Origin of the sequence: Streptomyces sp. NPDC057002 (genome assembly GCF_042673825.1) — a bacterium.
In the GTDB taxonomy this organism is placed as follows: domain Bacteria; phylum Actinomycetota; class Actinomycetes; order Streptomycetales; family Streptomycetaceae; genus Streptomyces.
Genome location: NZ_JBHURZ010000004.1, coordinates 54,833 through 67,148 on the forward strand (window position 1 = coordinate 54,833; position 12,316 = coordinate 67,148).

Genomic DNA, 12,316 nt, shown 5'->3' on the forward strand with positions numbered 1-12,316 from the left:
CCGGACGCGGGACGACGACGTGGTTGGAATCACGGACCCCCGGGTATGGGCGGCTACCAACCCATGAGCCGCCGGGTTCGCCAGGGGAAACGCTGGATGAATCCTGCCCGGCCCGGCCCGGGCGCCCACCCCCGTGGCCCGGCCCCGTCCGGGCTCGCAGGTAGATTCGACTGAGGCCGGTGTGCCGCCCGCACACGGCACGGACCGGCCGTGACCGACGATTGCAGGAGTGATTCGCGTGGATCGTGTCGCGCTGCGCGGCCTGAAGGCCCGTGGGCACCACGGTGTGTTCCCCGAGGAACGCAGGGAGGGCCAGACCTTCGTCGTGGACCTCGTCCTCGGCCTGGACACCCGGCCGGCCGCGGCCGACGACGACCTGGCGAAGACCGTTCACTACGGCATCGTGGCCGAGGAGGTCGTGGCCGTCGTCGAGGGCGAGCCCGTCAACCTCATCGAGACGCTCGCCGAGCGGATAGCCCAGGTATGTCTGAAGCACGAGGGGGTCGAGGAGGTCGAGGTACGCGTCCACAAGCCGGACGCCCCGATCACCGTCCCCTTCGACGACGTGACCGTCACCATCACCCGGAGCCGAGTATGACTGCACCCTTCATCAAGGGCCCCAGCGACCCGACCGTACAGCCGGTACCCGCCTCCGTCGTCGACAAGGTCGACGCCGCCGACACCACCCTCAGCAATCCCAAATGGGCCGTGGTCGCCCTCGGCTCCAACCTCGGCAACCGACTGGAGACCCTCCAGGGAGCCGTCGACGCCCTCGAGGACACGCCCGGCCTCCGCATCAAGGGCGTCTCCCCCGTCTACGAGACCGAGCCCTGGGGCGTGGAGCCCGGCAGCCAGCCCGCCTACTTCAACGCGGTCGTCGTCCTGAAGACCACCCTCCCGCCCTCCTCGCTCCTGGAGCGGGCACACGCGGTCGAGGAGGCCTTCCACCGCGTCCGGGACGAACACTGGGGCCCCCGCACCCTCGACGTCGACATCGTGTCCTACGCCGACGTCGTCTCCGACGACCCGCAGCTCACCCTCCCCCACCCCCGCGCCCACCAGCGCGCCTTCGTCCTGGCTCCCTGGCACGACCTCGACCCCGAGGCCCAGCTGCCCGGCCGCGGCCCGGTCGCCGGTCTGCTGGACGCCGTCACCCGCGACGGCGTGGCGCCCCGCAAGGACCTGGAACTCCGGCTGCCCGAGTAGCCGTTAAGGTCAAGACGGCCGCGGAACGGGGCCACCGCCGGGGGAACTGAAGGGACACCGTGAGAGAGCTGCGCATCAGGGTGCTGGTCGGCGTCTTCGTCGTGGCCGGGGTGCTGTCCTGGGCCGGGGCCCGCCTGTGGAACTCGGTCGGCACTCTCCCGAGCGTCCCTTTGGCCGCCCCCATCGTCCTGGCCCTGATCGCCGTGGTCCTCCTGGCCACGGCGCTCTCGCTCCGCGCCCGCCTGAAGGCCCAGCGCGAGCGGCAGCCCGACGCCAAGGGCGTCGACCCCATGATGGCGGCCCGAGCAGTCGTTTTCGGCCACGCCAGCGCCCTGGTCGCCGCCCTCGTCTCCGGCATGTACGGCGGCACCGGCGTCTTCCTGCTGGAGTCCCTCGACATCCCCGCCCGCCGCGACCAGGCCATCTACGCCGGCTTCTCCGTCGTCGCGGGCATCGGCGTCATAGCGGCGGCCATCTTCCTGGAACGCGTCTGCAAACTCCCGGAAGACGACGAGAACGACGGCACGGGGGCGGCTCCGACGACGTGACGCCACCCGGGCTTCACCAGGGCGGACGGGCGAGATGCCCGTTGACCAGGAAGCCGGGGTGGGGGTCGGGGCGGTAGCTGTAGAGAGTGAAGGGCTTCTTCGTGGTCGTCCGCCGCCGCACCTCGTGCACCTGGGTCCAGGCGACCTCACGGAGTTGCAGCGAGTGCTGCTCGGGCTTGATCGTCAACCGCTCCCGGCACAGCTTCCGCGCAGGCGTCCAGGCCAGAACGGTCCCCTCTGCATCTCGCCCGTGAACCCACCCGTCGGGCGTGCCCAACGTGACCGTCGTCGGAACTGTGCGCTCCCCGTCCAAGGTACAGAGAGATCAACGACGGTAACGGGCACCACCGACACTCAGGTCAGCGCGCCATGATCAGGCTCATCGCCTCATTGCGGGTCGCGGAATCACGAAGCTGGCCGCGGACCGCCGAGGTGATGGTCTTCGCGCCCGGCTTTCGGACCCCACGCATCGACATGCACATGTGCTCACACTCGACAACGACGATCACGCCACGCGGCTCCAGGATCTGCATCAGGGAGTCGGCGATCTGCGTGGTCAGGCGCTCCTGCACCTGCGGACGCCGTGCGTACACGTCGACGAGCCGCGCCAGCTTGGAGAGGCCCGTGATCTTGCCTTCAACGGACGGAATGTAGCCAACGTGGGCAACTCCGACAAACGGTACGAGATGATGTTCACAGGAGCTCAGGACTTCGATGTCCTTCACCAGCACCATCTCGTCATGCCCGAGATCGAACGTCGTCGTCAGAACATCCTCGGGCTTCTGCCACAGCCCGCCGAATATCTCCTTGTACGCCCGCGCAACCCGCGCCGGTGTCTCCCGAAGCCCCTCGCGGTCAGGGTCCTCGCCGACCGCGATCAGCAGTTCCCGAACGGCGTTCTCGGCTCTCTTCTCGTCGAATTCGCCGAGCTGGCCCTCGCCGGCCAGTGTCACGGGGTCGGTCATCTGGGTGCCTCGTTCCTGTGTCCTTCACGGGGCGGCCTGCGGAAATGGCGAAAAGCCGCGCCCCCCAGGCTAAAACCTGGGGGGCGCGGCATCCATTCCGGGCCCGGGGGGCGCCGGGAGAGCGGTGGTCAGCTCTCGGGGCGGTCCTCCGGGGTCCGCTCGGGCGCCGGGGCGGGTTCCGCCGCGGTGCTCTTCGCGGTGGTGATCGCCGGCGTCGCGCCGTTCGCCCCGTTCGTCAGGGCCAGCTCCTTGGGGGAGAGGACCGGCGGACGGGTGGACGGCGTACGACGGGAGGAGCCGGTCCAGGCGGGCCGCGGCGGGCGCTTGACGATCTGGGAGAAGACCTCGGCGATCTCCTCCTTGCCCAGCGTCTCCTTCTCGAGGAGGGCCAGGACCAGGTTGTCGAGCACGTCGCGGTTCTCGACCAGGATCTCCCACGCCTCGTTGTGCGCGGTCTCGATGAGCTTCTTGACCTCTTCGTCGACCAGCGCCGCGACCTCTTCCGAGTAGTCGCGCTGGTGAGACATCTCACGCCCGAGGAACGGCTCCGAGTTGTCGCCACCGAACTTGATCGCGCCGAGACGCTCGGTCATGCCGTACTGCGTGACCATCGCGCGGGCCAGACCGGTGGCCTTCTCGATGTCGTTGGCGGCACCCGTCGTCGGGTCGTGGAAGACGAGCTCCTCGGCCGCGCGGCCGCCCAGCATGTAGGCGAGCTGGTCGAGCATCTCGTTGCGCGTGGTCGAGTACTTGTCCTCGTCGGGCAGCACCATCGTGTAGCCGAGGGCGCGGCCTCTGGAGAGGATCGTGATCTTGTGGACGGGATCGGAGTTGGGTGAGGCCGCCGCGACCAGGGCGTGTCCGCCCTCGTGGTACGCGGTGATCTTCTTCTCCTTGTCCGACATGATCCGGGTCCGCTTCTGCGGGCCCGCGACCACACGGTCGATCGCCTCGTCCAGCATGTGGTTGTCGATCAGCTTCTGGTCGCTGCGGGCCGTCAGCAGGGCGGCCTCGTTCAGCACGTTGGCGAGATCGGCACCCGTCATGCCGGGCGTACGGCGGGAGACCGCCGACAGGTCGACGTCGGGCGCGACCGGCTTGCCCTTCTGGTGGACCTTGAGGATCTCCAGACGGCCCTGCATGTCCGGGCGGTCGACCGCGATCTGGCGGTCGAAGCGGCCGGGGCGCAGAAGGGCCGGGTCGAGGATGTCCGGGCGGTTCGTGGCGGCGATCAGGATGACGCCGCCCTTGACGTCGAAGCCGTCCATCTCGACGAGCAGCTGGTTCAGCGTCTGCTCGCGCTCGTCGTGGCCACCGCCGAGGCCGGCGCCGCGATGGCGGCCGACCGCGTCGATCTCGTCGACGAAGACGATCGCCGGGGCGTTCGCCTTGGCCTGCTCGAACAGGTCACGGACTCGGGAGGCACCGACACCGACGAACATCTCGACGAAGTCGGATCCGGAGATCGAGTAGAACGGCACGCCCGCCTCGCCCGCGACGGCACGCGCGAGCAGGGTCTTGCCGGTGCCGGGCGGGCCGTACAGCAGCACGCCCTTGGGGATTTTGGCGCCGACGGCCTGGAACTTGGCCGGCTCCTGGAGGAATTCCTTGATCTCGTGGAGTTCCTCGACGGCCTCGTCCGAGCCGGCGACGTCCGAGAACGTCGTCTTGGGGGTGTCCTTGGTGATGAGCTTGGCCTTGGACTTCCCGAAGTTCATGACCCGGGAGCCGCCGCCCTGCATCTGGTTCATCAGGAACAGGAAGACGACGACGATGAGGACGAAGGGGAGCAGCGAGAGCAGGATCCCGACGAACGGGTTCTGCTTGGACGGCGAGACCGTGTAGCCGTCCGGGATCTGCTTGTCCTGGAACTTGGCCTGGAGCGTGTTGGCAATCGTCACGCCCTGGTCGCCGATGTAGCTCGCCTGGATCTTCGAGCTGCCCTCGATCTTTACGCCGTCTTTGAGCTCGGCCTTGATGGTCTGCTCATCGCCGGTGGTCAGCTTGGCCGAATCGACCTTGTTGTCATTGATCGCCTGGACGACCTGGCCGGTGTCCACCGTCTTGTAGCCGCCGGACGAGCCGACGACCTGCATCAACACGACCACGGCAAGGACGGCCAGCACGATCCACATGACCGGCCCACGGAAGTATCGCTTCACGTCCATCCATACGGAGCGGTGCCGCCCCGTCCCTCCTGCCATAGTGAGTTTGATAAAGACTGTTCTTCGGACGGTACCCCAGCATTGTCACCTGAAGCTGCGCGGGACGACTGGCGATCCGTCTACGCATGCTCCAACGGCGGGAAGTCCGCTGGGGTTCCCGATCACCGTCACGGCACCCCGGCCGGGATTCAGCCGCCGTACACGTGGGGCGCGAGCGTACCGACGAACGGGAGGTTGCGGTACTTCTCGGCGTAGTCCAGTCCGTAGCCGACGACGAATTCGTTGGGGATGTCGAATCCGACCCATTCCACGTCGATGGCGACCTTCGCGGCCTCGGGCTTGCGCAGCAGGGTGCACACCTTGAGGGAGGCGGGCTCGCGCGAGCCGAGGTTGGAGAGCAGCCAGGACAGGGTCAGTCCGGAGTCGATGATGTCTTCGACGATGAGGACGTGCTTGCCCTTGATGTCGGTGTCGAGGTCCTTGAGGATCCGCACCACACCGGAGGACTGGGTGCCCGCCCCGTACGAGGATACGGCCATCCAGTCCATGGTGAGGGGGGTGGACAGCGCCCGGGCGAGATCGGCCATGACCATCACCGCGCCCTTGAGGACTCCGACGATCAGCAGGTCCTTGCCCGCGTACTCCGCGTCGATCTTCGCGGCCAGCTCTGCCAGCTTGGCGTCGATCTCTTCTTTGGTGATGAGTACCTGTTGAAGGTCGGCACCCATGTCTTTCGCGTCCACCCGCATCACTTTCGGTCGTCCCACCGGCTGAGCGGCCCCTCCATCGATTGCCCGGAGGGGTCGTTGGTTCAGCCTTGCCGAATCACCAGTCTGCCACCCTGCCGCTGGGCCACGACCTTGCCGGGGAGGTTGATGGCTCCCTGACCGCGCCAGCCGGTGATGAGCCGGTCGACTTCTTCGATGTGGCGGGCGAACAGCGAGCCGGCCGGCGCACCGGCCGCGATGGCGGCCCGGCGCAGGATGCGGCGGCGTACGGCGGGGGGCAGGGCGTAGAGCTTCGCGCACTCCAGCACCCCGGTGGCGTCGCGGACGGTGGCCTCGGCCCGGCCGGCCCAGGCGTCGAGGGCGTCGGCGTCGTCGCGGGAGAGCTGTGCCGTACGGGCGAGGGCTTCGACGACGCCTTTGCCGAGGGCCTTCTCCAGGGCGGGCAGGCCTTCGTGGCGCAGCCGGGAGCGGGTGTAGGCGGGGTCGGCGTTGTGGGGGTCGTCCCAGACGGGCAGGGACTGGACCATGCAGGCCTTGCGGGCGGTCTGCCGGTCGAGTTCCAGGAAGGGGCGCCGGTAGCGGCCGCCGGCCCCCGAGACCGCGGCCATTCCGGACAGGGAGCGGATGCCGGAGCCGCGGGCGAGGCCCAGCAGGACGGTTTCGGCCTGGTCGTCGCGGGTGTGGCCGAGGAGGACCGCGGTGGCGCCGTGGCGTTCGGCCGCGGTGTCGAGTGCGGCGTAGCGGGCGTCGCGGGCGGCGGCTTCGGGGCCGCCGGTTCGGCCGACCGTGACGGCGACGGAGTCGACCGGGTCGAGGCCGAGTTCGCGCAGGCGCTGGACGACTTCCGCGGCGCGTGCGTCGGAGCCGGGCTGGAGGCCGTGGTCGACGGTCACCCCGCCGGCTCTGATGCCGAGTTTGGGGGACTCGAAGGCGAGGGCGGAGGCGAGGGCCATGGAGTCGGCGCCGCCGGAGCAGGCCACGAGCACGAGCGGCGGGGGCGGCGGCTCGTGCGAGGGGGCGTGCCGGAGTGCGGCGGTGGTGCTGTGGTGTTCGGTGAGGAGGTCGTGGAGGACGCGGCGGACCGCCAGGCGTATCGCCGCGACCGCAGGATGGGGACCCATGTCCGGTTCCCTTCATGAAGTTGTCGGGGGGTGAGCCCGAGGTCGGTCACGCAGAGTGTGTAGATGGTGACAGAACCGGGCCGTTCCCCGAGCATTGCACGCCTACCCCTGCCTCACGGTCCCTCGGACGGGTGATTGGAGGGGCGTTCGCCTGCCGTCGCCCGGTTTACTTTCACGACCTTCCCGCGATGTTCACTACTCGGCCCTGCGATGCACCCGCGCGATCCAGTCCGCCGGTTTGGCGATCTCCGTCTTGGTGGGGAGGGTGTTGGGCGAGGTCCAGACGCGGTTGAAGCCGTCCATGCCGACCTCGTCGACGACGGCCCGTACGAAGCGTTCGCCGTCGCGGTACTGGCGGAGCTTGGCGTCCAGGCCGAGGAGCTTGCGCAGGGCCATGTCCAGGCGGGAGGCGCCCTTGGCGCGGCGCTGCTGGAACTTCTCGCGGATCTCTCCGACGGTCGGTACGACGTCCGGGCCGACGCCGTCCATCACGAAGTCGGCGTGGCCTTCCAGCAGGGACATGACGGCGGTGAGGCGGCCGAGGATCTCCCGCTGGGCGGGGGTCTGGACGATCTCGACGAGGGAGCGTCCGCCGTCGTCCTCCTCGGCCTCGGGGCGGCCCCCGGCGAGGGTCTGGGCGGCTTCGCGTACGCGTTCGAGGACGGTCATGGGGTCGACGTCGGTCTCGCCCAGGAAGGACTGGATCTCACCCTCGAGGTGGTCCCGCAGCCAGGGCACGGCGGTGAACTGGGTGCGGTGGGTCTCCTCGTGGAGGCAGACCCAGAGGCGGAAGTCGTGGGGGTCGACGTCGAGTTCGCGCTCCACGTGCACGATGTTCGGGGCGACGAGCAGGAGCCGGCCGCCGCCGTTCTCCCCGGCCGGGAGGCGGCTGGTGGCGGGGGCGAAGGTCTCGTACTGGCCGAGGACGCGGGAGGCCAGGAAGGACAGCAGCATGCCCAGCTCGACGCCGGTGACCTTGCCGCCGACCGCGCTCATCACCGCGCCGCCCGGGGTGTTGCCGCGCCGGTCCTGCATCTTGTCGAGCAGGGGCTTGAGGAGTTCCCGGAAGCCGGCGACGTTCGCGCGGATCCAGCCGGGGCGGTCGACGACGAGGACGGGGGTGTCGTGCCCCTCCTCGGTGCCCAGGCGGGTGAAGCCGCGGACGTGTTCCTCCGAGGCCTTGGCGTGCCGGCGCAGTTCCGCGACGACGGCGCGGGCCTCGTCCCGGCTGACGTCGGGGCCCGGCCGTACGAGCCGGGTCGCGGTCGCGACCGCGAGATTCCAGTCGACCATGCCGGTTGAAGCACCACCGATGCTCGTCATGCGTCAACCGTACGTGAGCGCCGGCCGCTGGGGCAGGGCGGCGAGGGTGGGTGACGCCGGGGTGCGTTCTCAGGTACTCGGCGTTCGGCGGGGTCGGCAGGGCCGGGGTTTCCTGGCCGGTGCTCGGCGTCGCAGGCTGTGCCCACCCGTTCCGCCCCAGCGGAACGACTGCCCACAGCCAGGGCAGGCAGGCGGGCGGCAGTTCGGGGGACGGCTATCCGCAGCCGCACCGCGCCAGTGTCGTCGCCGCTCTGTCCAGGGCCTTCTGGGCTGCCTCGGGGTTTGTCGTGTCATTGGCCATGAACGCGAAGGCGAGGAGGCGGCCGTCCTGGTCGACCAGGGTGCCCGCGAGGGTGTTGACGCCGGTCAGGGTGCCGGTCTTGGCGCGTACGACGCCGGCTGCTCCGTCCGTGTAGCGGCTCGTCAGGGTGCCGGTGAAGCCGGCGACGGGGAGGCCGGTGAGGGCCGGGCGCAGCTCGGGACGGTCGGGGTCGGCCGCCTTGGCCAGCAGGGCGGTGAGGAGGTCCGCCGTCAGCCGGTCGGCGCGGTTCAGGCCGCTGCCGTCCTTGAAGGCGGCGCCCTTCAGCGGGAGGCCGAGCTTGCGCAGCTGGGCGCCGACCGCCCGGTCGGCGCCCTCGAAGTCGGCGCGGTCGCCGGTGGCGAGGGCCGTCTGGCGGGCGAGGGCCTCGGCGATGTCGTTGTCGCTGTTGGTCAGCATGCGTTCGACGAGGGCGGAGAGCGGGGGCGAGGAGACCGTGGCGAGGGTCTTGGCCCGGGTGGTGGCCTTGGACGGGCCGGGGGCGGTGGTCTTGATGCCGTGGGACTTCAGGAGGTCTCCGAACCGGCGGGCCGCGTCGGCCGCCGGGTCGGGGACGCGGGCGACCGGGCCCCTCGTCGAGTCGTCGGTGCGGCCCTCGTCGGCCATCAGGGGGCTGACGAGGGCGAGGTTGGGGTTGACCCCGATCGGGTGTTTTTCGTCGCCCGCGTAGAGGGTCGTGTCGTAGGAGAGCGTCACCTCGCGGACGCCCCGTTCGGCCAGGGATCCGGCCGTCTCGGCGGCCAGTTCGCGCAGGCTCGCCGATCCGTCGGAGTCCTCGTGGGCCGTGAGCGTGGGGTCGCCGCCGCCGACCAGGACGACTTCGTTCGTGTCGGGCTCCAGCGCTGCGCGGGTGGTGATGCGGTGGTCGGCGCCCATGGCGGACAGCGCGGCGACGGCCGTGGCGATCTTGGTCGTCGAGGCCGGGGTGAGCGCGGCGTCCGAGCCCGTGCCGTACAGGCGCCTGCCGCTCGTGACGTCCACGACCGCCGCGGCGGGCCGGGGGCCGAGTGCCGGGTCCTTCAGCAGGGGCGTGAGGGCGTTCGCGAGGGCCTTGCCGTCGGGGGCGGACTTCACCTTGCTGACGCCGCCGAGGCCGGTCAGCACCGGGGCGGCGCTGGGGGCGGGCCGGGGGCGGCCGGGGGCGCCCGAGGTGCCGCCGTGATCTGTGCCACCCGGGCGGTTCAGGGCGGCGGCCCGGTCCCTCTCGGCCGTACGCTGACCCGAGGAGTCCCAGGGACCGGCGGCGGTCACCACACCGGCGGCCAGTGCGAGACCGGCGGTGGCGGCACCCGCGGTGTACTGCCAGGTCTTTGCCCGCGTCAGCCGCGCGACCTGCGGTTTCCCGGCCCGTGCAAGCCGCGCGACCCGTGGTTTCGCGGCCGCGGCGGCCCGGGCCAGGCGCGGTCGTACGGCGCCCGCGATCCGCACCATGTGCGGTCTCGCGGACCGCCAAGGCCTCAGCTCTGGCACGAACACCAGCCCCTTTCGCGATCACACACCTGCGTGAGGGACACTTAACCACCAGAACTATGTGTTGATCATGGAGGAGCCACCGGTGGAGTTCGACGTCACGATCGAGATTCCGAAGGGTTCGCGCAACAAGTACGAGGTGGACCACGAGACCGGTCGTATCCGCCTGGACCGGCGACTCTTCACCTCGACCGCCTACCCGACCGACTACGGCTTCGTCGAGAACACCCTCGGCGAGGACGGCGACCCGCTGGACGCGCTGGTCATCCTGGACGAGCCGACCTTCCCGGGCTGTCTCATCAAGTGCCGTGCGATCGGCATGTTCCGTATGACGGACGAGGCCGGTGGCGACGACAAGCTGCTGTGCGTGCCGGCGACGGACCCGCGTGTGGAGCACCTGCGGGACATCCACCACGTGTCGGAGTTCGACCGTCTGGAGATCCAGCACTTCTTCGAGGTCTACAAGGACCTGGAGCCCGGCAAGTCGGTCGAGGGTGCCGACTGGGTGGGCCGTACGGACGCCGAGGTCGAGATCGAGCGGTCCTACAAGCGTTTCAAGGAGTCGGGCGGGCACTGACCCCTCCTCGACACCATCGGGCCGCACGCCTGCGCGTGCGGCCCGTTCGTCCGTTTGTGCGCATACTGAAGCTGTGGGGGGTACGAGGCTGACGTGTCGTACAGGGAGCGCCAGGCAGTGACGGACGCGGAGGACCGCAAGCCGAAGTCGGACGAGGCGAGGAGTGCGTTCCTGCCGTCGTCCGGGTACGTCGTCGACGGGGAGATGTCGACGACGTCGGAGTTCGCGATTCCAGAGGGCCTCGCCCTCCACAAGGCGGCGGGTACGGAGTCCGAGACGACGTCCGAGTTCGCCGTGCCGGAGGGGCTGGAGGTCTCGCACGCGCCGTCGGTGGACGAGGAGGGGTCGGCGTTCACACCGCCGGCCACGTACAGCGCGAAGCACGCCCTGTCCGCGTTCACCCCGCCGAGCGGGATCCCCGTGGTCAGCCTGACCAAGGACGTGCCCTGGCAGGACCGGATGCGCACCATGCTGCGCATGCCGGTGGCGGAGCGGCCGGCGCCGGAGACGATCCAGCGCCACGCCGACGAGTCGGGGCCCGCCGTGCCGCGTGTGCTCGACCTGACGCTGCGTATCGGCGAGCTGCTGCTGGCGGGAGGCGAGGGCGCCGAGGACGTGGAGGCGGCCATGTTCGCCGTCTGCCGGTCCTATGGCCTCGACCGCTGCGAGCCGAACGTCACCTTCACGCTGCTGGCGATCTCCTACCAGCCGTCGCTCGTCGACGACCCGGTCACGGCGTCACGGACCGTGCGCCGCAGGGGCACCGACTACACGCGGCTGGCGGCCGTGTACCAGCTGGTGGACGACCTCAGCGACGACGAGACGGCGGTCTCCCTGGAGGAGGCCTACCGGCGGCTGGCGGAGATCCGCCGTAACCGGCACCCCTACCCCGGCTGGGCGCTGACCGGTGCGAGCGGGCTGCTGGCGGGTGCGGCCTCCGTGCTCGTCGGCGGCGACCTGCTCGTCTTCGTCGCGGCCGCGCTCGGCGCGATGCTCGGTGACCGGCTGGCGTGGCTGTGCGCGGGGCGCGGGCTGCCGGAGTTCTACCAGTTCACGGTGGCCGCGATGCCGCCGGCCGCGATCGGGGTCGCGCTCACGCTCGTCCATGTGGACGTCAACGCCTCCGCGGTCATCACCGGTGGGCTGTTCGCGCTGCTGCCCGGGCGGGCGCTGGTGGCGGGCGTGCAGGACGGTCTGACCGGCTTCTACATCACCGCGTCCGCGCGTCTGCTGGAGGTTCTGTACTTCTTCGTGGGCATCGTCGCGGGTGTGCTGCTGGTGCTGTATTTCGGTGTGCAGCTGGGGGCGCGGCTGAATCCCGACGCGGCGCTCGGGGTCTCCGACGAGCCGGTGCTGCTGATCGGGGCGTCGATGCTGTTGTCGCTGGCGTTCGCCGTGCTGCTCCAGCAGGAACGATCCACCGTGGTGTGGGTGACGCTGAACGGTGGTGTCGCGTGGGTCGTGTACGGCGCGATGCACTATGCCGGGGACATCTCGCCGGTGGCGTCGACGGCTGCGGCGGCCGGGCTGGTGGGGTTGTTCGGGCAGTTGCTGTCGCGGTATCAGTTCGCTTCGGCTCTGCCGTTCACGACTGCGGCGATCGGGCCGTTGCTGCCGGGTTCCGCGACGTACTTCGGACTGCTGGCGATCGCGCAGAACGAGATCGACGAGGGGCTGGTGTCACTGTCCAAGGCGGTGGCGTTGGCCATGGCGATCGCCATCGGGGTGAATCTGGGGTCCGAGATATCGCGGATGTTCCTGCGGATCGGGTCTGCGGAGAAGCGGCGGGCCGCCAAGCGGACCAGGGGTTTCTGACGCCCTTTGCCTATGGGGTCGGGGCTTCCTGTCCGTTGGCGGCCGCGGGCCGGTGGGGGTTGTTGGCGCAGTTCCCCGC

General features: G+C 70.1%; 12 protein-coding genes. 5 read left to right on the forward strand and 7 right to left on the reverse strand.

Annotated features, from left to right (window positions below):
- Nucleotides 1–238 precede the first annotated feature (238 nt).
- From folB to ACFT32_RS20145, 3 genes are read left to right on the forward strand one after another with little or no spacing between them, the layout of a single operon-like run.
- Nucleotides 239–598 (forward strand): dihydroneopterin aldolase, encoded by a 360-nt coding sequence (folB, locus tag ACFT32_RS20135; RefSeq protein WP_184594766.1) that lies wholly within the window; start codon nucleotides 239–241, stop codon nucleotides 596–598.
- Entirely contained in the window at nucleotides 595–1,206 is a 612-nt protein-coding gene (gene folK / locus ACFT32_RS20140) for a 2-amino-4-hydroxy-6-hydroxymethyldihydropteridine diphosphokinase (protein WP_382490898.1), read from the forward strand. Before folB ends, folK begins: the two co-directional genes overlap by 4 nt.
- Nucleotides 1,207–1,265: 59 nt before the next feature.
- On the forward strand, nucleotides 1,266–1,754 hold the full coding sequence (locus tag ACFT32_RS20145; protein WP_382490901.1) for a DUF3180 domain-containing protein: 489 nt from the start codon (nucleotides 1,266–1,268) through the stop codon (nucleotides 1,752–1,754).
- A 13-nt stretch (nucleotides 1,755–1,767) separates the two neighbouring features.
- On the opposite strand, the gene ACFT32_RS20150 is transcribed toward ACFT32_RS20145, so the two are convergent.
- The 7 genes from ACFT32_RS20150 to dacB form a co-directional block, all read right to left on the reverse strand.
- Nucleotides 1,768–1,941, reverse strand: coding sequence for a hypothetical protein (locus tag ACFT32_RS20150; protein ID WP_382490904.1), 174 nt, complete (start codon nucleotides 1,939–1,941; stop codon nucleotides 1,768–1,770).
- Nucleotides 1,942–2,113: 172 nt separating this feature from the next.
- On the reverse strand, nucleotides 2,114–2,719 hold the full coding sequence (folE, locus tag ACFT32_RS20155; RefSeq protein ID WP_382490906.1) for a GTP cyclohydrolase I FolE: 606 nt from the start codon (nucleotides 2,717–2,719) through the stop codon (nucleotides 2,114–2,116).
- A 128-nt stretch (nucleotides 2,720–2,847) separates the two neighbouring features.
- Complete coding sequence (ftsH, locus tag ACFT32_RS20160; RefSeq protein ID WP_382492684.1) at nucleotides 2,848–4,887, reverse strand: ATP-dependent zinc metalloprotease FtsH; 2,040 nt, start codon at nucleotides 4,885–4,887, stop codon at nucleotides 2,848–2,850.
- Between the two features lie 185 nt (nucleotides 4,888–5,072).
- Nucleotides 5,073–5,633, reverse strand: a complete 561-nt coding sequence (hpt, locus tag ACFT32_RS20165) for a hypoxanthine phosphoribosyltransferase (protein WP_184594965.1) — start codon at nucleotides 5,631–5,633, stop codon at nucleotides 5,073–5,075.
- Between the two features lie 62 nt (nucleotides 5,634–5,695).
- Nucleotides 5,696–6,733, reverse strand: a complete 1,038-nt coding sequence (gene tilS, locus ACFT32_RS20170) for a tRNA lysidine(34) synthetase TilS (protein ID WP_382490909.1) — start codon at nucleotides 6,731–6,733, stop codon at nucleotides 5,696–5,698.
- Between the two features lie 195 nt (nucleotides 6,734–6,928).
- Complete coding sequence (locus ACFT32_RS20175) at nucleotides 6,929–8,056, reverse strand: zinc-dependent metalloprotease (protein WP_382490912.1); 1,128 nt, start codon at nucleotides 8,054–8,056, stop codon at nucleotides 6,929–6,931.
- Nucleotides 8,057–8,270: 214 nt separating this feature from the next.
- Entirely contained in the window at nucleotides 8,271–9,806 is a 1,536-nt protein-coding gene (gene dacB / locus ACFT32_RS20180; RefSeq protein ID WP_382492687.1) for a D-alanyl-D-alanine carboxypeptidase/D-alanyl-D-alanine-endopeptidase, read from the reverse strand.
- A 124-nt stretch (nucleotides 9,807–9,930) separates the two neighbouring features.
- Between dacB and ACFT32_RS20185 the strand changes: the two genes are divergently transcribed.
- Nucleotides 9,931–10,422: an inorganic diphosphatase gene (locus ACFT32_RS20185; protein WP_215119828.1), complete on the forward strand. Its 492-nt coding sequence runs from the start codon at nucleotides 9,931–9,933 to the stop codon at nucleotides 10,420–10,422.
- Between the two features lie 117 nt (nucleotides 10,423–10,539).
- Nucleotides 10,540–12,237 carry a threonine/serine exporter ThrE family protein gene (locus ACFT32_RS20190; protein WP_382490915.1) on the forward strand — a complete coding sequence of 566 codons (1,698 nt, stop codon included), beginning with the start codon at nucleotides 10,540–10,542 and terminating at the stop codon, nucleotides 12,235–12,237.
- Nucleotides 12,238–12,316 lie beyond the last annotated feature (79 nt).

Bases quoted from the DNA above. Each gene is read 5' to 3' on its own strand.
- folE (WP_382490906.1), bottom strand. From the start codon at position 2,719: ATGACCGACCCCGTGACACTGGCCGGCGAGGGCCAGCTCGGCGAATTC.
- hpt (WP_184594965.1), bottom strand. From the start codon at position 5,633: ATGCGGGTGGACGCGAAAGACATGGGTGCCGACCTTCAACAGGTACTC.
- tilS (WP_382490909.1), bottom strand. From the start codon at position 6,733: ATGGGTCCCCATCCTGCGGTCGCGGCGATACGCCTGGCGGTCCGCCGC.
- folK (WP_382490898.1), top strand. From the start codon at position 595: ATGACTGCACCCTTCATCAAGGGCCCCAGCGACCCGACCGTACAGCCG.
- ACFT32_RS20175 (WP_382490912.1), bottom strand. From the start codon at position 8,056: ATGACGAGCATCGGTGGTGCTTCAACCGGCATGGTCGACTGGAATCTC.
- dacB (WP_382492687.1), bottom strand. From the start codon at position 9,806: ATGGTGCGGATCGCGGGCGCCGTACGACCGCGCCTGGCCCGGGCCGCC.
- ftsH (WP_382492684.1), bottom strand. From the start codon at position 4,887: ATGGACGTGAAGCGATACTTCCGTGGGCCGGTCATGTGGATCGTGCTG.